Raw genomic sequence first — 26,417 nt, forward strand, 5'->3', positions numbered from 1 at the left:
GCTCAGTCCTGCAGCAAGGTGCCGGGGTTCAGCCGGCCGGACGGATCGAAATGCCCGGCCAGCGCCTTGATCGCCGCCATGCCCAGCGGGCCCTTTTCCACCGGCAGGTAAGGCGCGTGGTCCTTGCCCACGCCGTGCTGGTGGCTGATGGTGCCGCGGTTCTGGGCGATGGTCTGGCTGGCGGCATGCTTGAGCTTGCGCCAGCGCTCGTGTGTCTCCGCATAGCTGGCGGCCGGGCGGAACACGTAGGTGGTGTAGATGCTCGAACCCTCGCCGTAGACGTGCGACAGGTGGGTGAACACGTGCACGCGCTCGCCCTCGGCGGCCAGGCCTTCGCGCAGGCTGGCCTCGATACGGTTGAGCAGGTTGTCGACGTTGGACCAGTCGGTGGCGGTTTCCAGGGTGTCCACCACGTAGCCGTTCTCCCACAGCGCCTCGCGCAGGTAGGGGAAGCGGAAACGGTTCTGCGCCCACTTCTTGCCCAGCAGGGTGCCGGTGAACACGCCACCGAAGCCCTTGAGCAGGCGTCGTGCGGCGCGCAGGGAAGTGGCGTTCTGCGCACGGTCGCCGGTGACGCCGAAGGTCAGCATGCACTTGCCTTCGCCAGCGCCGCGCATTTTCAGGTAGCGCTCCAACCAGGCGATCTGCCCCGGATGGCCGGCCAGGGCCAGTTGAGTGGTCGTTTCGATGGCGTTGGACAGACGCAGCATCGACAGCGGCACGCGCGCCTGCACCAGGGTGCGGATGCCCTCCAGCGCCTGCTCCCAGGACGGCAGGAACACCGCGTAGAAACGCTCATCGTCGGCGATGCGCGTGACCCGCACCTTCACCGACGAGAGGATGCCGAAGCGGCCTTCGGAACCCATCACCACCTCGCGCAGGTCCGGGCCTGCGGAGGATGCCGGGAAGGTCGGGATCTCCAGGCTACCTGCGAAGGTTTCCAGTGTGCCGCCGGCGAACAGTTGCTCGATGCGCCCGTAGCGCAGCGACTGCTGGCCACTGGAGCGGCTGGCAACCCAGCCACCGAGGGTGGAAAGCTCCCAGGACTGCGGGAAGTGGCCGAGGGTATAGCCACGGGCGCGCAGCTGGCTTTCCACCTGCGGGCCGTTGGCGCCGGGGCCAAAGGTGGCGATCAGGCTCTGCTCGTCCAGCTCCAGCAGGCGGTTCATGTGTTCCAGGGAAACGGTGAGCACCGCCTTGTCGGACTCAGGCGGGTTGATATGGCCGGCCACCGAGGTGCCGCCGCCGTAGGGGATCACCAGGCAGTCCCAGAGCTCGGCGAACTTCAGCAGCTCGCGGATCTGCTCGGCAGTCTGCGGGTAGGCCACGCCATCGGGGAACACGCCGAACTCGCCTTCGCGCATCGCCAGCCAGTCCGGCAGGCTCTGGCCTCGGGCGTGCAGCAGGCGGTCGCGGGCTTCGCGCACCACCAGCGGATGCTCGGGCAGGCGCGAGGCCGGTACCTTGGCCAGTACCTGCTCCAGCGTCGCGTCCGGCAGCGTCAGGCCCGGGCCGACCAGTTCGGCGAGAAAACCGCGTCCGTTGTCGGGCAGTTCCACCACCGTCGTTTCTTCACCCCAGCCGTTCCAGCGTCGCATGCCCGCTCCTTTTATTCAGGGTCTCTGTCTGCAATTTCGATTGCTATTTCGGTGCTGCTTGATGGCTGCCTATACTAGCCAGCCGCCCTGCCCTGTCACTGTCGGATCAAGACAGGCGCAGTTGCCGATCGAGACACCAGAACAAGAACGAACGCCATGCATTCCCTCGGCTATACCTCCGTCCCTGCACTGCTGAAATACCTGCGCCACGCCGAGTCCCTCGGCATGGACCTGGACGTCGCCCTCAAGGCCGCGGGGCTTGAGCGCTCGCAACTGAGCGACAACAGCCAGCGCCTGCCCAGCGAGGCTCACGAACGCCTGCTGCAGCATCTGTGCGCGCATTCCGGCGACCCGCTGTTCGGCCTGCACTCCGCACGCTTCGTGCAGCCGGGCTCGTGGAGCGTGCTGGGCTACATCACCATGAACTGCGCCAACCTGGGCGAAGCCATGGGCCGCATCATTCCCTACGAGAAGCTGGTCGGCGACATGGGTGTCAGCCGCCTGGAGCCTGGCGAAGACCACATTAAGCTGATCTGGAATTGTCGCCACGAGGCCGCGCAGATCCGGCGGCACATGGTGGAGAACGTGCTGGCGTCCTGGCTGCTGTATGCGCGCTGGATCGCCGACACCAGCGGCTCGCCGCAGGAAGTCTGGTTCGAACACGCACAGCCCGAAGGCACCGACATCGCCGAGTACGAGCAGCTATTCGGCTGCCCGGTGCGTTTCGAGCAACCCTTCAGCGCCCTGCTGGTGCCCCTGCAACTGCTGAGCTATCCCCTGCGCCAGGCCGACGCCAACCTGCTGCGCACCCTGGAAGAACACGCCCTGGCCCTGATGGCCGAGCTGGACGACGACGAACCGCTGCCGCTGCGGGTGAAGAACGCCCTGCGCCTGCTGCTCAAGGATGGCCTGCCGCGCAAGGAGCGTGTCGCCGAACGTTTCGAGATGACGGTGCGCACCCTGCAGCGCCACCTGCAGCAGGCCGGCACCAGCTACCAGCAGATCCTCGACGAGCTGCGCCAGGAGCTGGCCGAACATTACCTGGTACACAGCGACCTGCCGATCCAGGACATCGCCCAGTACCTGGGCTTTACCGAGTCGCGCTCGTTCCACCGCAGCTTCAAGGGCTGGACCGACCAGACGCCGGGCGAGTATCGCCAGCAGCATAAAAAAACGCCGGTCTGAGACCGGCGTTTTTCATTGAGCGGGCGTGATTCCCTGCGTCCGCACAGTGGGTGGCTTTGCGCAGGAGCGGACTCCGTCTGCGATGGCAAACCGGCCCGCCCTGTCGGCCGAATCACGGATGCCCCCTCTCCTGCGCCCCCATCGATAATCACAGGAAATCTGCAGGAGCGAGCAAGGACTGGGCGTGCCCCTCGTTCCTACAACAAACGTATCAGTCGAGGAGTTCGCTGAACGGAATGAAGGTCAGCCTATCACCCTCGGCCACCGTCGTCCCTTCGCGCACCTCTGCCAATCCTTCCGCCCAGGCCGCGCTGCGCAGCACGCCGGAACTCTGGTTGGCATAGGGCACTGCCCGGCCATTCTCCAGGCGCGCGCGAAGGTACTCGCGGCGGTTGCCCGGCTTGGTCCAGTTGAACCCGGCGGGCACCTGCAGGCGCAGCGGCTCGACCTTCTGCATGCCGAGACGGCGCTTCAGGTAGGGCCGCGCCAGCAGCGCGAAAGTCACCAGGGTGGATGCGGGGTTACCCGGCAGCCCGATCACCGGCACGCCCTGGTAGTGGCCGACGGTCAGCGGCTTGCCCGGCTTGATCGCCAGCTTCCACAGCGCCAGTTCGCCCGCTTCGCGCAGGGCCGCACCGAGGAAGTCCGCCTCGCCGACGGAGACGCCGCCCGTGGAGAGGATCAGGTCGACGTTCGACAGACCAGCCAGTGCGGCGCGGGTGCGCTCCAGGTCGTCTGGAAGGATTCCGGCATCCACCACCTCGCAACCGAAGCGCAGCAGCCAGGTGCGTAGCAGGTGACGGTTGCTGTTGTAGATCTGCCCCAGCGCCAGCGACGTGCCCGGCTCAACCAGTTCGTCGCCGGTGGACAGCAGCGCCACGCGCGGGCGGCGGCGCACTTTCAATTCGGCGTGACCGAGGGACGCAGCCAGGCCGATCTCGATGGGCCCGATGCGCGTGCCGGTCGGCAGCACGCAGTCACCCTTGCGGGTTTCCTGGCCCTGCGGGCGGATGTGCTGGCCGGCTTCCATTACTTCGAGGAAGCGCACACGGCCATCCTCCAGCACCTCGGCGTTCTCCTGCATTTCCACACAGTCGGCGCCTTGCGGCACCGGCGCGCCAGTGAAGATGCGCACGCAGGTGCCCGGTTGCAGCGGCTCACCGGCCTGGCCGGCAAAGATCTTCTGGCTTACCGGCAGCGCTTCGCCCTGCCAGTCGGCCAGGCGCAGCGCGTAACCGTCCATGGCACTGTTCGGCCAGGGCGGCAGGTCCAGGCCGGCCAGCAGCGGCTCGGCCAGCACGCGGCCATCGGCGTCGGCCAACGGCAAGGTTTCGCACTCGGAGATCGGAGACTGTTCGGCCAGCGCCAACAAGCGCGCCAGGGCGTCCTCGACCGGCAGCAGGCCGGGCCTGTCGCAGCAGCTCATCCGCGGCTCTCGCAGGGCGCCGCCTTCTTCAGGTGCGGCACGAAGTTGCAGGGACGATGACTGGCGTCCAGTTGCTCGCCGAGGATGCCGTCCCAGGCAGTGCGGCAGGCGTTGGTGGAGCCCGGCAGGCAGCAGACCAGGGTGCCGTTGGACAGACCCGCCAGCGCGCGGGACTGCACGGTGGAGGTGCCGATGTCGGCCACGGAAATCTGCCGGAACAGCTCGCCGAAACCGTCCACCACCTTGTCCAGCAGGCACGTCACGGCTTCCGGGGTGCTGTCGCGGCCGGTGAAGCCGGTACCGCCAGTGATCAGCACGACCTGCACCTCGTCCTCGGCGATCCAGGTCGCGACCTGGGCGCGGATGCGATAGAGGTCATCCTTGAGCAGTACGCGAGCGGCGAGGTTGTGGCCGGCGGCCTTAAGGCGGTCGACGAAGAGCTGGCCGGAGGTGTCGCTCTCCAGGTTGCGGGTGTCGCTGACGGTAAGCACGGCGATGTTCAGCGGGACGAATGGCTGCTCGGCCTTGTGGCTCATGATGAGGGCCCTTGCTTGTGAGGTTGGAATGCGCGGTGTTATATCACAGGCCCGCCCTGGAGACCCTGACATGCCACAAGCCCCGCTACCCCGCTGTTCCGTCCTGATTCTCGCCGGAGGACGCGGCCAGCGCATGGGTGGCCAGGACAAAGGCCTGCTGGACTGGCAGGGCAAGCCGCTGGTGAGCTACGCCGCTGCCCTGGCCCGCCCGTACAGCGACGACCTGATCATCTCCTGCAACCGCAACGCGAACATCTACGCGGGCTACGCCGACCGGCTGGTACAGGACGACAGCCCGGACTTCCCCGGCCCGCTCGCCGGCATTCGCGCGGGTCTCGCCACCGCCCGTCATACACATCTGCTGGTGCTGCCCTGCGATGCGCCGCTGCTGGACGCCGAGTTGCTGGAGCGCCTGCTGCTCGCATCGGCTGAAGCGCCGGACGTCGTGCACATGCTGCGCTGCGGCACGCAGTGGGAGCCGCTGTTCAGCATCATTCCCGTGGCGATGCGCGAACCGATAGAACAGGCCTGGCACCAGGGCGACCGCAGCCCGCGCCATGTGTTCTCGAACCTGGGGCTGCAGGCAGTGGATTGCCCGGCGAACGACCCGCGCCTGGCCAATCTCAACACGCCAGAGCTGCTCTATCACGCACGATAGCGACGTATTCGAAAATTTTCCGGGAACTATGCCAAGAAGCACCCTGTCAGACTTTTCGTACCTTTATGTTCGCTCATCAGGAGATTCACTAATGAACAAACGGATGCTTCCCGCCTTCCTGCTCGCCCTGGGCTTCGGAGTGCTCGCTGGTTGCTCCACTCCGTCGGTCATCACCCTGAACGATGGTCGCGAGATTCAGTCGGTCGACAAACCCAAGTACGACGAAGAATCCGGCTTCTATGAGTTCGAACAGCTGGATGGCAAAACCGCCCGCGTGAACAAGGATCAGGTACGGACCGTCAAGGACCTCTGATTCGCCCGGCGGTGAAAACGCCCCGCAGCCCCTGACCGGTCTGCGGGGCGTTCGCGTTTTACCGGGGGGCGAAAAATATTTTTCGCTAACCCCTTGTGCGTCAAAAGTTTTTCGGTAGAATGCGCGCCATCAAACGGAGCGTAGCGCAGCTTGGTAGCGCGTCTCGTTCGGGACGAGAAGGTCGCTGGTTCGAATCCAGTCGCTCCGACCAAATCCCGAAAAACCCGCCTAACGGCGGGTTTTTTATTGCCTGCGATTTTTCATGCAGGCCAATCTTCAGGCACAAAAAAGCCCGTCCAGCCGGACGGGCTTTTTCATGGGCGAATCAGAGCTGCCCGGACTTGCGCAGCGCCACCTGCGATAGCGCGCTCCAGTCCAGATCGCCATCGCCGTGGGCAATGGCTTCGAGCAGGTTGTCACGCAGGACGCTGGCGAACGGCAGCGGCACGCGCTGCTCCTGCCCGGCCGACAACGCCAGCCCCACATCCTTGAGGCCCAGCACCAGGCGGAACGCCGCCGGATCGAAGCGCTGCTCGGCGATCAGGGCGCCATAGTTGCGGTACACCGGCGCGTTGAACAGGGTGTTGCCCATGATCTCCATGAACTCCCCCGGCGCCACCCCGTAGGTTTTCACCAGCGCAGTGCTCTCCCCCATCGCCTCGATGGCGCTGGCAATCATGAAATTGCCGGCGATTTTCACCGCAACGGCGCGCAAAGGGTCGTCGCCCAGCGGCCAGGTCTTCTGTCCCAGCACATCAAGGACCGGCTGCGCCTTGGCGATAGCCGTCTCGGGGCCGGCGACCAGGATGTTCAGCTTGCCGGCGGCGGCAACGTCGGTGCGACCAAACACCGGCGCAGCAACGAACTCGACGCCCTGTTCGAGGTGCAGCTCCACCAGTTCAGTGACGAGGGCGGTGGACAGCGTGGCCATGCTCAGGTGCACCAGCCCGGCCTTGGCCGAGGCCAGGGCGCCGCTGTCCAGCAGCACGGCGCGGGTGGAGTTGTCGTCGGCCAGCATGGAAATCACCAGCTCGACGTCGAAAGCCTGCACAGGCGTGGTGGCGGCAACGGCACCCAGCGCCACCAGGGGCTCGGCAGCAGCTGGCGAACGGTTCCAGACAACGACCTGGTGGCCGGCCTTGATGAGGTTTGCAGCCATGGCAGCACCCATGCCGCCCAATCCGAGAAATCCGATCTTCATTGCTATGCGCCTCGCATCAGTTGATTGAGGAGAGGAAAAGCCGCCAAAGGCATCAGCGGCGGAGGAAAGTGGCGACCTGTTCGGCGTCGAAGGGCCAGTTCAGCTCGGCGCCGGAATCGCAGCGGCGCAGCACGGGAATGCTCAAGCCGTATTGCTCGACCCATTCCTCGCGATCGGCAATGTCCACCAACTCGACCAGCAGGCCGTGTTCGACAAAGGGCATCAACACGGCTTCGGCCACTTCGCAGAGATGGCAGCCGAGGGTGCCGAAGAGTTGGCATTCCGGGGGCATGTGAGGCTCCAGGGTTGGCGGCATGGGTTCAGACTCCGGCGTGCTTGAGCAAGGTATCGGCCATGGCGCGGGCTTCTCGCCCTTGCTGCGCCGGGCCCTGCATATGCGCCATCACCAGCACGCCCTCGAGCAGGTATTGCAGTTGGCGGGCCAGAGCCTCCGGCTCCGCAGCACCAAGGCGCATCAGCTGGGCGGCGAAGAAGCGGCCGAGGAAAGCCTTGTGCTCAGCGGCCTGCTGGTGGATGGGGTGTTCACGGTTGTGGAATTCGCCCGCGGCGTGGATGAAGGCGCAGCCGCAGAAGTCCGGGCTGTCGAGCACCTCCTGCAGGCCGTCGAAGATCGCCAGGATCGACTCGCGCGGCGCGAGGATGCGTCCGGCCACCTCCATGCGCTCGACCATGCGGGCGTGGCGCTCTTCCAGCGCCGCCATGATCAGCTCGTCCTTGGACTTGAAGTGCTTGTACAGCGTCATCTTCGCCACGCCCGACTCGGCAAGGATGCGGTCGATGCCGGTGGCGTGGTAGCCCTCGCGGTAGAACAGGTCCTGGGCGGTGGTGAGCAGCAGCTCGCGTTTGCTGGATGCCATGGCATTACCTCCTGACCGGACATTATGCGCGAGGCTCGGCGCCCATGGGGAGCCGGAGCGTTGCAGGGAGGGCCGCGCAAGTGCCGATTGGTGGACGGTCATTTTGCTTGAACTATACAGACCTGTCTGTCTAATATCTATTCCGCCGTCCCCACAACAATGCACAGGGCTCTCGCCATGAAACTCCACGACGTCGCGCTTTCCGGTAACTGCTACAAGGTTCGTCTGTTCCTCGGGCTCATCGGCCACAAGGCTGAACTGGTGCCAGTGGACCTGCAGGGCGGCGCGCACAAGCGCCCGGCCTTCCTGGCAATCAATCCGCGCGGCCAGGTGCCCGCGCTGGAAGACGGCGAACTGCGCCTGGGCGACTCCCACGCCATCCTGGCCTACCTCGCACGGCAGTATGGCGAGCCGCACTGGCATCCCCAGGACGCCATGACCCAGGGGCGAATCGCCAACTGGCTGAGCTTCTCAGCCAATGAGGTGCAACACGGCCTGGCCCTGGCACGGGTGATCCAGCTGTTCAAGCGCCCCGGTGACCTGGCCACGGCGCAGGCCAAGGGCCGCCATGCACTGGAACTGCTCGACGCGACGCTGGCCGACCACCGCTGGCTGGCGCAGACGGAGAAGCCGAGCATCGCCGACATTGCCGTCTACCCCTACGTCGCCCTGGCGCCGGAAGGCGGGCTCGAGCCATCCGGCTATCCCTATGTGCAGGATTGGCTGGCCCGCGTGCGCGCCCTGCCCGGCTACGTCGCACAACCCGCCCTCTGAATCTGCGCGCCGCCGCGAACCTGGCGGCGCCCTTCTCCGCTCCACGAAAGGAAACTTCGATGCGTCTGCCATCCCTGCTGCTGGCCGGGCTGTTCGCCCTTGCCTGCCTGAACAGCCAGGCCGCCGACCTGCGCTTCTCGCTGATCCGCACCTCCGGTGTCACCACCCTGGATGCATTCACCGTGGCGGGCGGCGACTGGACACAGAAGGTCCCGCTCAACCACACCGCGGTATTGATCCAGCACCACGCGGCAACCCTGCTGTTCGATACCGGACTGGGCAGCCAGGCGGACGCGCAGTTCAAGCAGGACATGCCCTGGTGGGACAAGCCACTGTTCCAGTACGAGGGCCTGAAACCAGCCCGCGAGCAGTTGCAGGGCAGCGGCATCCGCATCGACCGGATCATTCTCTCCCATGCCCACTGGGACCACGCCTCCGGCCTGTCCGACTTCCCGGACGTGCCGGTCTGGGCAACCTACGAGGAAATCAACTATGCCCACATTGCCCAGCCCCCGGCGGTATTCCCCAGCCAGTTCCGCCATCCGGTGAAATGGGTGCCGTTCCAGTTCGAATCCGGCCCCTTCATGGGCTATGAGCGCAGCCTCGACCTGTTCGGCGACGGCAGCCTGGTGCTGGTGCCTATGCGCGGCCATACGCCCGGCTCGGTCGGCCTGTTCATCACCCTCGATGACGGGCGGCGCTTCTTCTTCAGCGGCGATACCACCTGGCGCCTGTCCGGCTTCACCGGCCCCCGCGAGAAATTCTGGGTCAGCCGCAGACTGGTGGACAGCGACCGCGACCAGACCCTGGCGGAAGTGGCCCGTGTGCACGAACTGATGCTTGCGTATCCAAAGTTGACCGTCGTGCCGGCCCACGATGCCCAGGTGCAGGACAAACTCGGCTACTACCCCCGCTGGATCGACTGAAAGCCACGCCAGCCGCCACTCGGCGCTTCAATAGCCAGCTCACTAATCAGCGACTAAGGTCTAAGGGTCGTCAACATTCGGTAATGATTTAGTAGGTAGGCTGTAACAGATCGACATGCCGGCCCGATCCACCGGTATCACCGAACTGCCCCAAGCGCTCGAGGAGACAATAACAATGAGCAAGACCCCGATCGCCCGTGCCGTGGCTTTGTCCACGCTGGGTACCAGCTTTATCCTTCCGACACTAGCCCACGCTGACTTCATCAAGGACAGCAAGGCCACCGTCGAACTGCGCAATTTCTACTTCAACCGCGACTTCCGCCAGGACAGCCCCACCCCTGCCCAGAACAAGGCCGAGGAGTGGGCCCAGGGCTTCATCCTCAAGTACGAGTCCGGCTACACCGACGGCACCATCGGCGTTGGCGTCGATGCCCTGGGCACCCTGGGCCTGAAACTCGATTCCTCGCCTGACCGCAGCGGTACCGGCCTGCTGCAGCGCTCCCGCAGCGACGGCCGCGCCGAGGACAGCTACGGGGACCTGGGCATCACCGCCAAGCTGCGCGCGTCCAAGAGCACCCTGAAAGCCGGCACCCTGCTGCCGAAGATGCCGGTGGTGCAGTACAACGACACCCGCCTGCTGCCGCAAACCTTCAGCGGCTTCGCCCTGAACTCCGCGGAACTCGACGGCCTGACCGTCGATGGCGGCCGCCTCTACCAGGTGAACCAGCGCGACTCCTCCGACTACGAGGACATGACCATCACCGGTGGCGGCAAGCGCAACATCAAGCTGGGCGATGCCACCACGAGCAACAAGTTCCTGTTCGGCGGCCTCACCTACAAGTGGACCGACAGCCTCAGCACCAGCTACCACTACGGCGGCCTGGAAGATATCTACAAGCAGCACTACCTGGGCCTGATCCACGTATTGCCGATCGCCGACAAGCAGTCGCTGAAGTCCGACATCCGCTGGGCCAAGTCCGATGACGACGGCGGCAGCAACGTCGACAACAAGGCGCTCAACGCCATGTTCACCTATGCCCTGGGCTACCACGCCTTCGGCCTCGGCTACCAGAAGATGAGCGGCGACACCGGCTTCGCCTACATCAACGGTACCGACCCCTACCTGGTGAACTACATCCAGATCGGCGACTTCGCCAACAAGGACGAGAAATCCTGGCAGGCGCGCTACGACTACAACTTTGCCGGGCTCGGCATCCCCGGCCTGACCTTCATGACCCGCTACGTGAAGGGCGACAACATCGACCTGATCACCACCGACGGCGAAGGCAAGGAATGGGAACGCGACACCGACATCGCCTACGTCTTCCAGGACGGCCCGCTGAAGAACCTGGGCGTGAAGTGGCGTAACGCGACCATGCGCACCAACTACACCAACGATTACGACGAGAACCGTCTGATCGTCAGCTACACCATGCCGCTCTGGTAACCCTCGCGGCATGACGAAAAAGCCCGGCAGATGCCGGGCTTTTTCTTGCTCTTTTGTAGGAGCGAGCTTGCTCGCGAACCTCTCTACCGCCACTCCGGCGCGAAGCGTTCGCGAGCAAGCTCGCTCCTACAATATCCTTCAGTCCTGGCTGAGCGCCCCGATCTTGTGGATCGACAGGTCGGCGCCGTAATACTCCTCTTCCTTCGTCAGGCGAATTCCCACTGCCGACTTCACCAGGCCGTACACCAGCAGACCACCGGCGAAGGCCACAACAACTCCCAGCAATGTGCCGATCGCCTGGCTGGCAAGACTCACACCGCCCAAGCCGCCGAGCGCCTGCTGCCCGAAGATCCCGCAGGCGATGCCGCCCCAGGCGCCGCACAAACCGTGTAGCGGCCAGACACCGAGTACGTCGTCGATCTTCCAGCGCACCTGGGTCGCGGTAAATGCCCAGACGAACAGCGCGCCCGCCACCATGCCAGTGGCCAGGGCGCCGATGGGATGCATCAGGTCGGAACCGGCACAGACTGCGACCAGCCCGGCCAGCGGGCCGTTGTGCAGGAAGCCCGGATCGTTGCGGCCAACCAGCAGCGACGCCACCGTGCCGCCGACCATCGCCAGCAGTGAGTTCACCGCCACCAGGCCGCTGGCGCCGGCCAGCGACTGAGCGCTCATCACGTTGAAGCCGAACCATCCGACGATGAGAATCCAGGAGCCCGCCGCCAGGAATGGAATGTTCGACGGCGCGAAGGCCACCAGGCGCCCTTCGCGATAGCGGCCATTGCGCTGCCCTAGCAGGACCACCGCCGCCAGCGCCAGCCAGCCGCCAAAGGCGTGTACCACCACGGAACCGGCAAAATCATGGAAGGCCGCACCGAACTCGGCCTTGAGCCAGTCCTGGAAGCCGAAGTTGCCGTTCCAGATCAACCCTTCGAAGAAGGGATAGACGAAGGCGACGATCAGCGCGGTCGCCATCAACTGCGGGCCGAACTTTGCCCGCTCGGCGATGCCGCCCGAAATAATCGCGGGAATCGCTGCAGCGAAGGTCAGCAGGAAAAAGAACTTCACCAGCGCGTAGCCGTTTTCGTGCGTCAGCTGCGCCGCCGGCTGCAGAAAGGTCACGCCGTAGGCGATCCAGTAGCCGACGAAGAAGTAGGCCAGGGCTGAAATAGCGAAGTCCGAGAGAATTTTCGACAACGCATTGACCTGGTTCTTCAGGCGCACCGTGCCAACTTCCAGGAAGGCGAAGCCCGCGTGCATGGCCAGCACCATGACCGCGCCCATCAGGAGGAACAGCGTGTTGGAGCCGTGGACCAGCGTCTCTACGGCACTATTGAGGTTTTCCATCGCTACAGGCAGCCCCGGAGGTCAAGGGGAAAGCACCAAAACGGCTCGCGGCGACCCTGCGCCGCACCACGCTGAAGCAGTGATGCACCACAGAAGAGCCGAGCGCTGAACCAGATTGGCCCACAGGCCATCCGAACAGCTTCGCAATTTCCTGTACTTCCTTATGTTTTTCAGTGATTTGAGCTCAGTTTCCGCGCCGTTCAAGGCGCCGGAAACGCCCCGCCGTGGGGCGCCCTGCTCTCCATGCGCACCAGAGAAATGCAAGCGTCATACCACCCAACAGCTAGGCTTCATCTCGCACGCAAGAGCGGCCCCGTGGTGAATTTATGAGAAACTTTCCTCCGCCCCCGGGGTTCGAAAACTAGGAACCTCAACCCGCACAAGGAGCATCACATGCCTCGCAAGACCGCAGTGAACGCCGCCAAGGATGAACTCCTGGCCGAATTCCAAGCCCTCGTCAGCGACACCGAGAAACTCCTGCAGAGCTCTGCCGACCTGGCCGGCGCCGAAGCCGACCAGATGCGCGCGCAGATCCACGAGAGCCTCAAGCGTGCCCGCGATGCGATCTACTCCACCAAGGACTCCGTGCGCGACCAGGGCAAGGCTGCCGTGGACGCCACCGAGGACTACGTCGGTGATCACCCCTGGCAGGCCGTGGGTATCGCCGCCGGTGTCGGCTTCCTTCTCGGCTTGCTGGTCAGCCGGCGCTGACCGATGAGCGACGGAATGGACGCCGGGCCGAAGTCCTCGGCCAACTCTCCTTCCCTGCGGCGCTTCGGCGCCGCAGCCCTCGGGCTGCTGCACGGCCACGTCGAACTGTTGGGCATCGAGTTGCAGGAACAGAAGACCCGTACCGTGCAGATGCTCCTGATGGCCGGCCTCGCACTGGTCTTCGCCTTGCTCCTGCTGGTTGCGCTGTCGGTGCTGGTGTTGATTGTCTTCTGGGACAGTTACCGCCTGCAGGCCGCCATCGGCCTGTGCCTCTTCTATGTCGGTGGCAGCCTGCTCTGCGCTTGGCGCCTGCACCTGTTGGTCACCGACGAAGGCTCGCCCTTCAGTGCCACCCTCGATGAACTGGCCCGCGACCGGGAGCGCCTGTTGCCATGAGCGAAATGCCGGACGCCCGCAACCTGACCCGGGCCGAACTGCGCAAGGCCATCGTCCGCCTGCGCCTGGAAATGCAACGCCAGCAGCTTCGTCAGGAAGGTGAATTGCTGCTGCAACCCCTGAAACAGGCTCGCCATGTCGGCCAGAGCTTACGCGGCGGCCTGGGCGGCAATATCCCGCTGTGGGGCGCCGGCGGCGCCGCAGCCCTCGCACTGCTGTTCGGTCGCAAGCGCCGCTGGATACGGCTGCTGCGCCTGGGGATCGCCCTGGCGCCAGTCATCCTGCAGATGCGCAGGAAGCCCGACCATCAGGACCCTCCCGCGCCGTCGACGCATCTCTGACGTCCATACTGGCCACATTCTTGCAATGTGACACGCAGCAGCGCTCCCGCGCTTTCCTGTCACGCCACTAAGGATGTGTCCCTTGATCGACGGGCAACCCATCGCCTGCTTCCAGCCATTCATCGACACCGCGACCGGCCTGATTGCCGGTGTCGAGGCGCTGGGGCGGTTGCGCCAGGACAACGGTGACCTGCAATCGGTCGGCCCGCTGTTCTTCAACCCGCGAGTCGGCCTCGCCGAACTGCGCCGCCTCGACCGGCAGATCCGCGATGCCGCCCTCGCCCGCATCCATGAGGCGCCCAAGGACTGGTTCCTCAGCCTGAACATCTCGCCGCGCTGGATCAGCCGCCTGCGCCCGAACCAGCCACTGCCCAGCCTCAAGCAACTGCAACAGCAAGGCGTGCCGCCCGAACGGGTGGTCTTCGAGATCACCGAGTTGGGCGGTGCCCACCAGCGTCTGCCCGAAGTGGTGGCGCGCTATCGAGAAGCAGGTGCACGTATCGCCATCGACGACTTCGGTGCCGGTTACTCGCAGTTGGATCGCGTGCTGGCGCTGCAACCGGACATTCTCAAGCTGGACATGCGCCTGTTCCAGGAGGCAGCCCGCGGCGGCCCCAGCGGCGAGGTAGTGAAAGCCCTGGCGCAGATGGCCGAGAAGACCGGCTGCTGGATCATCGCCGAGGGCGTGGAAACCGAAGAGGAAATGGACTTCGCCCTGGAGTGCGGTGCGCGCTACGTGCAGGGCTACCTGTTCGCCAAGCCTGCGTTGGAGTTTCCCGCCAGCGATGCCTTCCGTGATGCCTTTGCCCAGCGCCGCGACCACTACGTGAATCGCAAGCTGCAGGAGCGCGCCAACCTCATCCAGTTGCGGCAACAACTCTCCGAGCTGATGAACATGCTACGCCCCTGGGCCGAAGGCGGCGCCATGCTCAGCAGCCTGCCGCCAGCGCCGGAGTCCTTCAGCCGCCTGCTGCGCATCTACCAGTGCGACCGCCACGGCACCCAGACCTCGCCAAACCTTGAGTGGAACGGCCTGTTCTGGAAGGAAAACCGCCGCTACCTGGGACACAACTGGTCCTGGCGCCCGTACTTCTACCAACTGCTCGCCGAGGGCTGGGAGGAACGTCGCCTGACACTCTCCAACACCTACCGCGACGCCACCACCAACCAATACTGCATGACTGCCGGGCAATTCATCGACCAGGGCCGACGGCTTCTACTCATCGACATCGACGCCGAAGGTCTCTAGCGCCACGATTGAGATTGCCGGCACGAACGGCTAGCGTTGCCGGTAACTCTCTCGATTGCGGAATGACGAATGGACTGGCACACCCTGCTCCCCCGAGAACGCCTCGGCAAACCGGTGCATAGCAGCGCCGAACTCGGCCGCAGTGCCTTCCACAAAGACCACGACCGCATCATCTTCTCCGGCGCCTTCCGCCGCCTGGGGCGCAAGACCCAGGTACACCCGGTATCGAGCAATGACCACATCCACACCCGTCTGACCCACTCCCTGGAAGTGGCCTGCGTCGGCCGCTCGCTGGGCATGCGCGTCGGTGAAATCCTCCGCGATCGCCTGCCGGAATGGTGCGACCCGGGTGACATGGGCGTCATCGTGCAGTCCGCATGCCTAGCCCACGACATCGGCAACCCGCCCTTCGGCCATTCCGGCGAGGATGCCATCCGCCACTGGTTCCAGCAGGCCGCCGGGCGCGGCTGGCTGGATGGCATGAGCGAAGAGGAAAGCTCCGACTTCCTGAACTTCGAAGGCAACGCCCAGGGTTTCCGCGTCCTCACGCAACTCGAATACCACCAGTTCGACGGTGGAACTCGCCTGACTTACGCCACCCTCGGCACCTACCTGAAATACCCCTGGACGGCACGCCATGCCGACTCCCTCGGCTACAAGAAGCACAAGTTCGGTTGCTACCGCAGCGAACTGCCGCTGCTGGAGCAGATCACCCAAAAGCTCGGCATGCCGCAATTGGAGGACGAACGCTGGGCGCGCCACCCACTGGTCTATCTGATGGAGGCGGCCGACGACATCTGCTATGGCCTGATTGACCTGGAAGACGGCCTGGAAATGGAGTTGCTCGATTACGCGGAAGTCGAATCGCTGCTGCTCGACCTGGTGGGAGATGACCTGCCGGAAACCTACCGCCAGCTCGGTCCGAAGGACTCACGCCGGCGCAAGCTCGCCATCCTGCGCGGCAAGGCTATCGAGCACCTGACCAACGCCGCCGCACGAGCCTTCGTCGAACAGGAACCGGCTCTGCTCGCCGGCACCCTGCAAGGCGACCTGGTGGAGCACATGCATGGCCCCGCCAAGCGCTGCGTGCAGCGGGCCAAGGGCATGGCGCGGGAAAAGATCTTCCAGGACAAGCGCAAGACGCTGCACGAGATCGGCGCCTACACCACCCTCGAAATCCTGCTGAATTCCTTCTGCGGTGCAGCGCTTGAGCAGTACGGCCGGAGTACGCCGTCATTCAAGAACCAGCGCATCCTTGATCTGCTCGGCAACAACGCGCCGGACCCGGACTGGACACTCTATCGCGCGTTCCTTCGGGTCATCGACTTCATCGCCGGGATGACCGACAGCTACGCCACAGAGATGGCTCGCGAGATGACCGGCCGCTCCAGCCCGAGCTGAAGCGGCCGCACAGACTAGGCGGCCAGCGTACGCAATTGCGCCAACAAATCGTCCTGCAGGGCCGCCATCGCTTGTTCCACGGCCAATGCCCGGTTGTGCAACTCGTCGCTGCCCAGACCATCCTTGCAGCCGCCCTCGAGCTGGCCGCACAATTCCTGGAGCGCGTTCGCATTGACCAGCCGAGCCGCGCCCTTCATGCGGTGGGCAAGGTCCGCCAGTTGCTTCCAGTCACCCGCCTCCCAAAGTGGCCGGACCTGGTCGATATCCAGCCGGTTACTGCTGTGCAACTCCTCCAGCAGGCGGCGAATCAGGCCGGGGTCACCGCCGGTCATTTCCCGCAGGGACTTCAGGTCAATCCCATCGGCTCGCTTGTCCTGATAGCCCCTTGACCGGTCATCGGCAGCGGTGATCTTCGGTACCGCTTCCAACCGTACCCGCAAGTTGTCCAGACCAATGGGCTTGAACAGGCAATCGTCCATCCCGGCGCGTCGACAGTTCTCGACCTCGTCGGGCTGGGCATTGGCGGTGAAACCGAAGATCACGCACGGCTCGGCCTCCATCTCCGCTTCCAGTTCGCGGATCTTGCGCGCCAGACCATAGCCATTGAGAACCGGCATGTTGCAGTCGGTAATCACCAGATCGAAATCGCCCGGATGCCATGCCTGAAGCGCCAGCGAGCCTTCGGATGCCACTTCGACCCGATGCCCCAGGTGCTCCAGTTGCTGGGACAACAACATCCGATTGGCAGCGTGGTCGTCGACCACCAACACCTTCAGCGAATGAACAGACCTCAGCATGTCCGGAGCCGGGCGTAGCTCACCTTCGGGAAGGCTCTCGAGAGTCTGTAGCAATAGCCGCACGATGACCGTCGTCCCTTCGCCGGGGCGGCTTTCCATACGCACCGTCCCGCCCATCATTTCCGCCAACTTGCGGCAGATGGTCAGGCCCAGCCCGGTACCGCCACGACTTGAATGGCTGCTGCGGGCCACCTGGCTGAAGGGCTCGAACAACTGCCGCTGATCCTCTTCGGAAATTCCAATACCGCTGTCCTTCACGCTGACCTCAAGGGACAGGCGTTCGCCAGCGACCCGCTCCCCGGAGACGCGGATTCGCACCTGGCCAACATCGGTGAACTTGATGGCATTGCTGACCAGGTTCGACAGGATCTGCTTGAACCGCAGCGGATCGATCAACACATCGCAGGCGGAGTCCGCCTCGATCTCCAACCGAAGCTCCAGGGCCTTCTGCCGGGCCAGCCCGTCGAACACGCGGGCCACGGACTCCACCAGTTCACGCAGGTGTGCTCGCTCCGGCAGCAAGGTCAGGCGACCGGACTCGATCTTGGCTACGTCGAGAATGTCGCCGATCAGCGTCAGCAACGAATGCGCAGAGTCATAAGCCACTTCCACCGGCTCGCGCTCCCAGTGCCCCTGATCGGCTCGAGTCAACGCCAACTCGAGCATTCCGATCACCGCATTCATCGGAGTACGGATCTCATGGCTCATGGTCGCCAGGAAGGTACTCTTCGCCCGGTTGGCTTCCTCGGCCTGCTCCTTGGCCGCCTCCAACTGGTGGTGCAGGCGCTCTCGCTCGGTAACATCGATCCAGCCGGTCACTACTCCGAAAAGCTCGCCGCCAGGCCCATGGTATGGCGTGGCCCAGTAATAGATTTCACGAACATCGCCGCAAATCTGCAGCATCAGGTCGGAGGCCACCTTGCCATCCTGTTCCATGGCCTGCTGATGAATCAGCTGGAGCGTGGCTGCGTCCCGCACATCCAGCCACGAGCAATCGGCAACTCGGGTGCCGCCGGCCGTCTCGTGGGTCATACCGGTCTCCGTCAGGAATCCGATATTGCAGGTGACCAGGCGCCCTTCGCGGTCCCGCACGGCCACCGGCTGGGGAATACCATCGATCAGGGCACGCTTGAATGCGAGCCGGTAATTGAGCTCGCGCTCGGAGTCCTGTCGGTGTCGGACTTTCAACCACAAGCGCCAATTCCACAGCAACAGCAGGAGCAGCAACAGTGCTGCGGCCCACGCGAGCTGGATGAATTGCGTGCGGTAGCCTTGCCAGATGCTGTCCGGCCTTTCCATGCTGGCAGACCAGCGCGTAACGATGTTGCTCATGTCCTCGGGGGATATGGCGAGGACCGCCTTGTTCAGAATACCGAGGAGCTCCGGATCCGTCTGGGAAACAGCCAGGGAGAACTGCCCCGGCTCCCGGTCGAGGGCAAGCGCTACACGCAGCTCCGGGTAATAGCGAGAGATCAGGTAATTGGCGGAAGACAGCAGATGAATTCCCGCATCGACCTTGCCTTCGCTGATCATCGACAGGTCATCGACGTTGTTCTCGACCTCGACCACTTTGGCCTGCGGATGATGCATACGCAGAAAATCGGCGATGACCGAGCCCTTTGGAACTGCGACTCGACGCCCATCCAGATCACCCAGCGAATGCAGCCAGTCGCTCTTTCCGGACACCACGACCACGAAGGAGGCGGTCATGTAGGGACGAGTGAAGCCGAGCCACTCTTCGCGCTGGTTGGTCGGTGTCAACGCTGCGATGATGTCTGCCTTGCCCGTTTTCACCTGCTCCAGCATCGCCGTGACGCTGGGCAGGGGGCGAACCTCGAAGTCGAGGCCCGTGCGGCTCTGGACGAGATCCAGCACGTCTGCCGCAATGCCGCGAAACTGCCCCTGGGCATCAAAGAATGAGACGGGAGCCAGAGCCTGATCCACGACCACCACCGGGCGAGGATGACGATCAAGCCAGCGCTGTTCCCGGGGGGTGAGGATGAGGCGCTGATTGACGATCGAGAATGCCCCGCCAGGACTCCAGCGCCGCTGGATCGAGATCTTGGTCTGGCGTGGAATAGCAGCCAGGGTCTGGTTGAGAATGTCCAGTAGCTCATCCGCGGAGGCGGTGACTGCAAAACTGAACCCCAGGCCATCGAAACCGGCGAAATTCAGTGGGTTGAGGTTCGCTAGGTATCCCTGGCTGATCAGATACTGGGCACTGAAGGCATCGCCGACGTAGAAGTCCGCCTGACCGAAGGCAACAGCCTCCAGAGCCCGACGCACTGACTGGTAGCTCTGGATGGTGGTCCCGGAAAGGTATTTGTCGCGCTCATCCGCGGAGAAATAGTCGCTGACCACGGCAATGCGCTTTCCCACCAACTGCGCGGCACTCTCCAGGCGTACGCCCTCTGGACCGATAACCACGGGCTGATTGGAAAAATAGGGTTGCGTAAGGGCTACATCGGGACGCATGGCCTCGTAACGGGTGGAACGACTGAGCATGTCGATGTCCCCCCGCTCCAAAGCCAGCAGGGCCGTGGTGCGATCCGCATAACGGCGTACCTCGACGCGAACATTGAGCGCGTCGGCAATGACTCCGGCGAAATCTGCCGTGATGCCCTCGAGATCGGTGCCGCTGGCCATGATGTCGAAGGGGGCATAGTCCGGTGCAGTCACGCCGAGACGCAGCGTGCGCTTGTCCCTGAGCCATTGCCAGTCGGCATCGTTCAACTTCACCTTGACCGGCTCGTCCGTCGAACGAGCCAGCAGGTTCATTGCAGTCCAATCGTGCGGCTCCGCGACTACCCATCCACAACAGATGAATAACAACACACTGACGAGCAATCGGAAGCGGTACATCACACACCTCAGACCAGAGCATTCCGCTTGGCGAACTCGATCAGATCGACCAGGGAATGAGCATTGAGCTTCAGCAGCAGTCGAGTCTTGTAGGTGCTGACCGTCTTGTTGCTGATGAACATCTGCTCGGAGATTTCCTTGTTCGAATATCCGTTGGCCAGGTACTGAAGGACAGCCATCTCACGGTCGGAAAGGCGCTGGATGAGTTCCTGGTCATCCATCTGCCCGCTGTTGCGGCGGGTCTGGCGAACGGCGGTACTGGGGAAGTAGTTGTAGCCGGCGACCACGGCGTTGACCGCACTGATCAACTCAGCAAGGCCACCCTGCTTGCAGACGAAGCCAGAAGCTCCGGCCTGCATGCAACGCATGGCGAACAATGAAGCGCTCTGTCCAGTCAGCACCAGGACCTTGAGCGGAAGCTCGAAAGCGGAAATCCGACTGATGACCTCCAGGCCATCCAGTCGCGGAATGCCGATATCCAGAACGACGAGGTCCGGAATCAGATCCTTGACGAGCGAAAGCGCATCCACACCATTATCGGTTTCCCCAACGATGGCATGGCCTTCCTTTTCCAGCAGCACGCGCATTGCCATACGAATGACCGGGTGATCATCGACAATAAGAACTTTGCTCATCAAGCTTCCTCCCACAGACCCATCGAATTAGTATTTGCCCGTAAGATATATGCGAAGCTTGTTCTGTCGAGATTACCCACCCTCATTATTCATAATTAGAGGACTTTCCTACGCAACATCTAAATAATTCCTACAAAAATCTCTCCTCCCTCCACCATCCGCCCCTCTCTCGCGAGATTATTCTTACAGAACACACAAGAAAATTCGGCCTAGAGCGCTGACAAACCTCGACACCATCTCCGCATACTCCATCTGTCTGGCTGTTGATATGCACCCATCCTTAACTCACAGGCAACAATGGATAGCCATCTCCACCGTGTCGAACTGCAGGACGCAAAAAATGGACATAAGACCTATGCTTCGGCCTTTCCGGACGCAGAGAATCAGTCGACTCCGAGACTTGGGCAGCAGCAGGCGCCAGACTTCAACCCTATCCATGAAGGGTGCCTGCACGGCAAAGCCTGATGGCCATCGCTGTCGCCCGCCAAGCAGCGCGCGCGGAATAAAACCTGACACTTCCTACGAGAATTGAAACCTACCCAGCACGGTGCAACAGATAATATTCAAGGGTAATTGAAAATCGCCAAAACTGAGCAACAGGCGACGCCACCCAATACCGCAGACATACAAAGCCAGAAGAATAAATCCAACTTCCTGAACACAATAGTGACCAGAAACAAAATCAAGAAAAATCCTCAATTCTGAATATGTATACGCAATTACACACTCAGAGTTAGGACAGCATGCCACTCCGGTCTTTATGCCTGCCCTTGGAGAACCTTCGGCGAACGTTCATCAACTGCATCCAGCATTTTCAAGGAGCGCATAGTGCAGGACAACAAACTCAGCATCCTGGTCGTCGAAGATCATCCCTTCCAGTTAATCGCCACCCAAATGCAATTGAACCGCTTGGGATTCTTCAGGCTGACTCCTGCACTGGACGCCACGGAAGCGCGCGAAGCGTGCGCACGTCGCAGAGAACCATTCGACTTGCTGCTCTGCGACATAAATCTGCCGGACGTCAATGGAATCGAATTGGCCTGCGAGCTGGCCGACGCAGGCACCGTTCTCCACGCAGTCCTGTTCAGTGGCTGCGAAGTAGACGAGTTTCAGGCCGAGCTAAAAACGCTCAGAGCACGAGGCCAGCCCATCCTGGCCTGCCTGCCGAAACCTCTCGACGCATGGAAACTGATGCAGGTCCTGAGAGCGGAGGAGAGCCTCAAGCTCAACGAGCAGGCGGATTGACCGGCTGGTCCGGGTACCAGGCATCAATCAACGGGCTGACGGTGAACTCCGCCAGCTCGGGCTGCTGCCTCAACCAGCCTTCGACCAACTCGCGCTGCTCGTTGTTCACCGAGCCACGCCGGGCCAGGCAGATGAAGCCGTACTCATCGCACCCACTGTAGACAAGGTCATTGGGCTCGACAACATCAGCGGCGAAGCGCTTCAAGAAATTGCCGATGGAGTCTTCGTCCTTACCCTCGCGGTACTTGAAGCTCAACTCGAAACCGAGCTCCTGGAACTCATCGACACACAACTTCTTGCGTAAACGACGGGAACGATGGGTGGCCATCTGAATCTCTCCTCATGAGGGCTTCGCCACTCGACGAACAAGTGTGCCCGAGCCAAATACACAACTTGCGCCAGCACAGTCACGCAGTATCTCGTCGAGACGACCGGCGCTCGAAGGCCTGCGCATACTGGAACGGCTTGCGGCATAATGTGCCGCGTCTCCCAGTCCAACAGGGAGTACTTCAACTGTAGTGTTGCGCTTCATCTTTTCATTTTTTCAAGTCAATGCCCGACCACTGGGATGTCATCTTTTCTATGTTCAAGTCTCTGCGCGTCCTCGCTCTCGCCACATTACTGCCCTTTGCCTTACCGGCCGTTGCCCAGATCAACACCACCCTGCCCGAGCGCGTACAGAAGGCGCTGAGAGCCAGCAAGCTCACCGATGACGCTCTCTCGCTGGTGATGATTCCGCTCGAAGGCCCCGGTAACGCCACTTATTTCAACTCCGACGTCTCGGTGAACCCGGCGTCGACCATGAAGCTGTTCACCACCTATGCCGCCCTAGAGATGCTCGGCCCGACCTATCAGTGGCAGACCGAGTTCTACACCGACGGCCAGCTCAAGGACGGCGTCCTGAACGGCAACCTGTATCTGAAGGGCGGCGGCGACCCGAAGCTGAACCTGGAGAAACTCTGGTTGATGATGCGCGACCTGCGCGCCAATGGCGTGCTCAAGGTCACCGGCGACCTTGTGCTGGACCGCAGCTACTTCAATATTCCGCAGTTGCCGGTGTTCAATGACGACGGCGGCGACGACAACAAGCCGTTCCTGGTCGGCCCCGACTCGCTGATGGTCAACCTGAAGAGCGTGCGCCTGGTAATCCGCACCGAGGGCAGCAAAGCCACTGTCCTGATGGACCCGCCGCTGGCGAACGTGCGTATCGACAACCAGATCCAGGTAAGCAAGGCCGCTGCCTGCCCGGCCTGGCCGAAGCTGCGTTTCAACCCGGTAACCCAGTTCGACGGCACCTCGCTGGTCGCCACCGGGCAGATTCCGCAAGGCTGCAGCGCGCAGACCTACATGTCCCTTCTCGAACACCCCGCATATACCGCGGGTGCCGTGCGCGGCATCTGGCAGGAACTGGGCGGCAGCATCCTCGGCAAGGACCGCGAAGGCGCTGTGCCGAAGAACGCTACCCTGGTGGCCCGGGCCATGTCGCCGGACGTCGTGGAAATCATCCGCGACATCAACAAGTTCAGTAACAACACCATGGCCCGCCAGCTGTTCCTCTCGGTCGGCCGCCAGTACCGCAACGGCGCCGACGCAGACGACGCCCAGGCCGCGCAGCGGGTGATCCGCCAGTGGCTGGCGCGCAAGGGCATTACCGCCAGCCACCTGGTGATGGAGAACGGCTCCGGCCTGTCCCGCGACGAGCGCGTCAGCGCTCGCGAGATGGCTGCCATGCTGCAAGCCGCGTGGCACAGCCCCTATGCTGCCGAGTACATTTCCTCGCTGCCGATCGTGGCGAAGGACGGCACCATGCGTAAACGCCTGCGCGGCACGCCCATGGCCGGCGAAGCCCACGTTAAGACCGGCACCCTGAACACCGTACGCGCACTTGCCGGCTTCAGCCGCGACGCCAACGGCCGCACCTGGGTCGTGGTGGCAATTCTCAACAGCAACCGCCCCTGGGGTGCCTCGTCGATCCTCGACCAGGTACTGCTGGATCTCTACAGCAGCACCAAGCACTGATCCAACGCAAGCCCCGGCCAACAGGCCGGGGTTTTCGCATCAGGCTTCGACCTTTTCCAGACGGTCGCGCCCCAGGCGCTTGGCGCGATAGACCGCTCGGTCCACCTTGCGCATCAGATCATCGGCGCTTTCCCCAGGGGACCAGGAGGCGACTCCGAAGCTCGCCGTGACCACGCCCACTCCCTCCATCGGCTGACCACGCAGTGCCTGCCACAGAGCCTCGGCCAGTTGCCAGGCCTGCTCCGTAGTACTGCCCGGGCAGAGCACCACCAGCTCCTCGCCTCCCAGGCGACAGAACACATCCACCTTGCGCAGGCGCTGGGAAATGCGCTGGCACAAGGTCACCAGCACGATATCCCCCGCCTCGTGGCCAAAGCGGTCGTTGATATTCTTGAAGTGGTCGATGTCGAACATCACCAGCGACAGCGGCTCGCCGCTGCGCGAGCAGCGCGCCATGGCCTGGTCCAATTGCTCCTTGAAATAACGGCGGTTGTGGATGCCGGTGAGCGCATCGGTGACCGAAAGGCGCCGCAGCTCCAGCTCCGCTTCCTTGCGCCGGGTGATGTCGGTGGCGATGCCCAGGTAACCGGTGGTGCTGCCAGACGAATCGCGCACGCCGGTGATGATCAGATTGATCTTCAGTTGCCGGCCATCTCGACGCACGCAGGTCCACTCGTGCTCCTCGTGCCCCTCGCCGACCAATGCTCCGACCACTTCGAAGCCGCGAATCTCACGGCCGAGGATGCTCGACAGATCCTGCGCACGACGGCGGATTTCGTCCTTGACGAAGACGTTCTCCGGCACCGGCCTCCCGATCACCTCCTGGGCGCTGTAGCCGAACATGCGTTCGGCCCCCACATTGAAGCTGCGCACGAACCCGCGCAGGTCGGTCGACACGATGGCAACCTGGGTCGCCGCATCGAGCAGGCCGTGCAGACGGCTATTCACCTCGCCCAGCTCCAGTTCTGCGGCCTTGCGCGAACTGATGTCGGTCTGGGTACCGATCATGCGCCGCGCCGCGCCGTCGTTGTCGCGCTCCACCACCTGCCCGCGATCGAGTACCCAGAGCCAGCGCCCACTCTTGCAGCGCAACCGATGTTCGCTCTGGTAGAGCGAAGTCTCGCCACGAAGATGCCGGCGCAACGCTTCGCAACGTGCCACCTTGTCGTCTGGATGGACGCGACTCAGGCTTTCGTCGGTCGTGGTGCCCACCTCGCTGTCGCGGTAGCCAAGCATCGCTTTCCAGGCGTGGGAGTAGAAGACGCTGCCGCTATCCAGGCTCCAGTCCCATACGCCATGACCGGCGCTGTCCATGGCGAAATGCAGGCGCGCCTGGTTCTCCTGCAGCTCCAGTTGGTTGGCGCGCAGTTCGGCCGTGCGCTCTCCCACCAGTTGCAGCGCCCGCTGACGCTGGCCCAGCAGGATCAGGACATAACCGGCAAGCAACAGGGAGGTCAGCCCGCCCGCGAAGATCACCCACAGCTGAGGATGCCCCTGGTTGCGCCGCAGAAAGTCGCTGGACGGCTCGACGCGCACCAGATAGTCGCGACCAGCGAATGCCAGGTGGCGCTCGGCCACCAACCCTGCCGTCTGGTCGGGGGACACCGGGCTTCGATACAGGGGGACATCCGGGCGCAGGTCGCCGGAATCGCGCAATGTCAGGGCCAGTTGCTCCTCGCGCCCCTCCACGCCCTGCTCGATGAGCAGCCGATAACTGATGGCCGCCAGCAGGATGCCCTGGATCCCGACGCGGGTTTCTGCCGTTGGGCTGGGCGTCACGCTGGTCCGGTAGAAGGGCGCCGCCAGCAGTACCCCGGTGGAATCGGCCGGCGGTGCGCCGGGCAGGACCACCGGGATAGAGGCCGCAACAGCGCGCGTCTTCACTACGCGCCGGGTCAGCTCGCGCCCCGGCAACGTCGAGTTGAGATCCAGCCCCAGCGGCATTTCCTCCAGATACTCGGAGGCACCATAAAGGACAGGGAAGTAGTTGTCCCGGACCTGCGCGGGAATCGGCTGCCCCTGCAGGTTGAGCTCGAACAGCATGTAGTCGAGCATCCCGGCAGCATGGGCGCGGGCTTCGAAAGCCTCCCGGTCGTGCTGCGCCACATGGGGCAGCCAGGCATAGCCCAGGGTGTCGCCCAGCAGGGGGCTGACGAAATGTTCGAACTCCTCTCTGGAGACCGATCTGGAATTCTCGAAGAAGCGCTGGATCGACTCCAGTTCACTCTGCTGTATCGTGAACCGCTCGCGGACCCGGTCGATCCGCTCATTGGCGGCCAGGGAGAACTGCTGCTCGAGGGCTATACGGGCGTTACGCCAGACATTCCAGCCCAACAGGGCGGTCAGCAGCAGACCTGCCGCCAGCACCAGGCCGGCGGCGCGCAGAGCCTTCTTCTGGCTGACGACTCCCTGAGCAACGGGCAACTGCTCGTAGGCCGGCAACTGAGTCATGTGGAATCCCGATCTCAGGGT

24 protein-coding genes and 1 tRNA gene are annotated in these 26,417 nt (G+C 63.3%); 14 read left to right on the forward strand and 11 right to left on the reverse strand.

Features of this window, described 5'->3' with window-relative positions; genetic code table 11:
- Positions 1-2: 2 nt before the first annotated feature.
- On the reverse strand, positions 3-1,598 hold the full coding sequence (locus RS899_RS16700) for an FAD-binding oxidoreductase (RefSeq protein ID WP_315807628.1): 1,596 nt from the start codon (positions 1,596-1,598) through the stop codon (positions 3-5).
- Between the two features lie 156 nt (positions 1,599-1,754).
- On the opposite strand from RS899_RS16700, the gene RS899_RS16705 reads away from it, so the two are divergent.
- Positions 1,755-2,783 (forward strand): AraC family transcriptional regulator, encoded by a 1,029-nt coding sequence (locus RS899_RS16705; RefSeq protein ID WP_054910451.1) that lies wholly within the window; start codon positions 1,755-1,757, stop codon positions 2,781-2,783.
- A gap of 211 nt (positions 2,784-2,994) precedes the next feature.
- On the opposite strand, the gene glp is transcribed toward RS899_RS16705, so the two are convergent.
- Positions 2,995-4,209: a gephyrin-like molybdotransferase Glp gene (gene glp, locus RS899_RS16710; RefSeq protein ID WP_315807629.1), complete on the reverse strand. Its 1,215-nt coding sequence runs from the start codon at positions 4,207-4,209 to the stop codon at positions 2,995-2,997.
- Complete coding sequence (gene moaB / locus RS899_RS16715) at positions 4,206-4,745, reverse strand: molybdenum cofactor biosynthesis protein B (protein ID WP_054910453.1); 540 nt, start codon at positions 4,743-4,745, stop codon at positions 4,206-4,208. The genes glp and moaB overlap by 4 nt, the downstream gene beginning before the upstream one ends.
- A 70-nt stretch (positions 4,746-4,815) precedes the next feature.
- On the opposite strand from moaB, the gene mobA reads away from it, so the two are divergent.
- From mobA to RS899_RS16730, 3 genes are all read left to right on the forward strand, one after another.
- On the forward strand, positions 4,816-5,403 hold the full coding sequence (mobA, locus tag RS899_RS16720; RefSeq protein ID WP_233299466.1) for a molybdenum cofactor guanylyltransferase MobA: 588 nt from the start codon (positions 4,816-4,818) through the stop codon (positions 5,401-5,403).
- Positions 5,404-5,494: 91 nt separating this feature from the next.
- Positions 5,495-5,716: a YgdI/YgdR family lipoprotein gene (locus RS899_RS16725; protein WP_017519306.1), complete on the forward strand. Its 222-nt coding sequence runs from the start codon at positions 5,495-5,497 to the stop codon at positions 5,714-5,716.
- Between the two features lie 134 nt (positions 5,717-5,850).
- A tRNA-Pro gene (locus RS899_RS16730) sits at positions 5,851-5,927 on the forward strand.
- Between the two features lie 114 nt (positions 5,928-6,041).
- Here RS899_RS16730 and RS899_RS16735 read toward each other — a convergent pair.
- Genes RS899_RS16735 through RS899_RS16745 form a run of 3 tightly spaced genes read right to left on the reverse strand, consistent with a single transcriptional unit; the run spans position 6,042 to position 7,795 of the window.
- On the reverse strand, positions 6,042-6,917 hold the full coding sequence (locus tag RS899_RS16735; protein ID WP_315807630.1) for an NAD(P)-dependent oxidoreductase: 876 nt from the start codon (positions 6,915-6,917) through the stop codon (positions 6,042-6,044).
- 52 nt (positions 6,918-6,969) lie between these two features.
- Complete coding sequence (locus tag RS899_RS16740) at positions 6,970-7,209, reverse strand: glutaredoxin family protein (protein WP_054910456.1); 240 nt, start codon at positions 7,207-7,209, stop codon at positions 6,970-6,972.
- Positions 7,210-7,237: 28 nt separating this feature from the next.
- Positions 7,238-7,795 (reverse strand): TetR/AcrR family transcriptional regulator, encoded by a 558-nt coding sequence (locus RS899_RS16745; protein ID WP_024765068.1) that lies wholly within the window; start codon positions 7,793-7,795, stop codon positions 7,238-7,240.
- Between the two features lie 177 nt (positions 7,796-7,972).
- On the opposite strand from RS899_RS16745, the gene RS899_RS16750 reads away from it, so the two are divergent.
- From RS899_RS16750 to RS899_RS16760, 3 genes are all read left to right on the forward strand, one after another.
- Entirely contained in the window at positions 7,973-8,569 is a 597-nt protein-coding gene (locus RS899_RS16750; RefSeq protein WP_233299468.1) for a glutathione S-transferase family protein, read from the forward strand.
- A gap of 59 nt (positions 8,570-8,628) precedes the next feature.
- Positions 8,629-9,495 (forward strand): MBL fold metallo-hydrolase, encoded by an 867-nt coding sequence (locus RS899_RS16755; RefSeq protein WP_082450841.1) that lies wholly within the window; start codon positions 8,629-8,631, stop codon positions 9,493-9,495.
- Between the two features lie 175 nt (positions 9,496-9,670).
- Positions 9,671-10,942 (forward strand): OprD family porin, encoded by a 1,272-nt coding sequence (locus RS899_RS16760; protein WP_054910458.1) that lies wholly within the window; start codon positions 9,671-9,673, stop codon positions 10,940-10,942.
- A gap of 138 nt (positions 10,943-11,080) precedes the next feature.
- On the opposite strand, the gene RS899_RS16765 is transcribed toward RS899_RS16760, so the two are convergent.
- Positions 11,081-12,289 (reverse strand): ammonium transporter, encoded by a 1,209-nt coding sequence (locus RS899_RS16765; protein WP_054910459.1) that lies wholly within the window; start codon positions 12,287-12,289, stop codon positions 11,081-11,083.
- Between the two features lie 393 nt (positions 12,290-12,682).
- On the opposite strand from RS899_RS16765, the gene RS899_RS16770 reads away from it, so the two are divergent.
- From RS899_RS16770 to RS899_RS16790, 5 genes are all read left to right on the forward strand, one after another.
- Positions 12,683-13,000: a DUF883 family protein gene (locus RS899_RS16770; protein WP_045211754.1), complete on the forward strand. Its 318-nt coding sequence runs from the start codon at positions 12,683-12,685 to the stop codon at positions 12,998-13,000.
- A 15-nt stretch (positions 13,001-13,015) separates the two neighbouring features.
- On the forward strand, positions 13,016-13,396 hold the full coding sequence (locus RS899_RS16775) for a phage holin family protein (protein WP_089285716.1): 381 nt from the start codon (positions 13,016-13,018) through the stop codon (positions 13,394-13,396).
- Positions 13,393-13,737, forward strand: a complete 345-nt coding sequence (locus RS899_RS16780) for a hypothetical protein (RefSeq protein ID WP_054910461.1) — start codon at positions 13,393-13,395, stop codon at positions 13,735-13,737. The genes RS899_RS16775 and RS899_RS16780 overlap by 4 nt, the downstream gene beginning before the upstream one ends.
- A gap of 82 nt (positions 13,738-13,819) precedes the next feature.
- Entirely contained in the window at positions 13,820-14,986 is a 1,167-nt protein-coding gene (locus RS899_RS16785; RefSeq protein ID WP_315807631.1) for an EAL domain-containing protein, read from the forward strand.
- A gap of 69 nt (positions 14,987-15,055) precedes the next feature.
- Positions 15,056-16,387 (forward strand): deoxyguanosinetriphosphate triphosphohydrolase, encoded by a 1,332-nt coding sequence (locus tag RS899_RS16790; protein ID WP_054910463.1) that lies wholly within the window; start codon positions 15,056-15,058, stop codon positions 16,385-16,387.
- 14 nt (positions 16,388-16,401) lie between these two features.
- Here RS899_RS16790 and RS899_RS16795 read toward each other — a convergent pair whose 3' ends face one another.
- Positions 16,402-19,962 carry a transporter substrate-binding domain-containing protein gene (locus tag RS899_RS16795; protein ID WP_315807632.1) on the reverse strand — a complete coding sequence of 1,187 codons (3,561 nt, stop codon included), beginning with the start codon at positions 19,960-19,962 and terminating at the stop codon, positions 16,402-16,404.
- Positions 19,963-20,054: 92 nt separating this feature from the next.
- On the reverse strand, positions 20,055-20,681 hold the full coding sequence (locus tag RS899_RS16800; RefSeq protein WP_315807633.1) for a response regulator transcription factor: 627 nt from the start codon (positions 20,679-20,681) through the stop codon (positions 20,055-20,057).
- An 828-nt stretch (positions 20,682-21,509) separates the two neighbouring features.
- On the opposite strand from RS899_RS16800, the gene RS899_RS16805 reads away from it, so the two are divergent.
- On the forward strand, positions 21,510-21,926 hold the full coding sequence (locus tag RS899_RS16805) for a response regulator (protein WP_315807634.1): 417 nt from the start codon (positions 21,510-21,512) through the stop codon (positions 21,924-21,926).
- Here RS899_RS16805 and RS899_RS16810 read toward each other — a convergent pair.
- Positions 21,907-22,254, reverse strand: a complete 348-nt coding sequence (locus RS899_RS16810) for a YggL family protein (protein WP_315807635.1) — start codon at positions 22,252-22,254, stop codon at positions 21,907-21,909. The two genes, RS899_RS16805 and RS899_RS16810, sit on opposite strands and share 20 nt — an antisense overlap.
- Before the next feature lie 254 nt (positions 22,255-22,508).
- Between RS899_RS16810 and dacB the strand changes: the two genes are divergently transcribed.
- On the forward strand, positions 22,509-23,945 hold the full coding sequence (gene dacB, locus RS899_RS16815; RefSeq protein WP_024765085.1) for a D-alanyl-D-alanine carboxypeptidase/D-alanyl-D-alanine endopeptidase: 1,437 nt from the start codon (positions 22,509-22,511) through the stop codon (positions 23,943-23,945).
- A gap of 39 nt (positions 23,946-23,984) precedes the next feature.
- On the opposite strand, the gene RS899_RS16820 is transcribed toward dacB, so the two are convergent.
- The gene (locus RS899_RS16820; protein ID WP_024765086.1) at positions 23,985-26,396 is read right to left on the reverse strand and encodes a sensor domain-containing diguanylate cyclase; all 2,412 of its coding nucleotides are present in this window, start codon (positions 26,394-26,396) and stop codon (positions 23,985-23,987) included.
- Positions 26,397-26,417: the final 21 nt, after the last annotated feature.

The organism is Pseudomonas sp. C9-3 (genome assembly GCF_032392015.1).
GTDB classification, from domain to species: Bacteria; Pseudomonadota; Gammaproteobacteria; order Pseudomonadales; family Pseudomonadaceae; genus Pseudomonas; species Pseudomonas nitroreducens.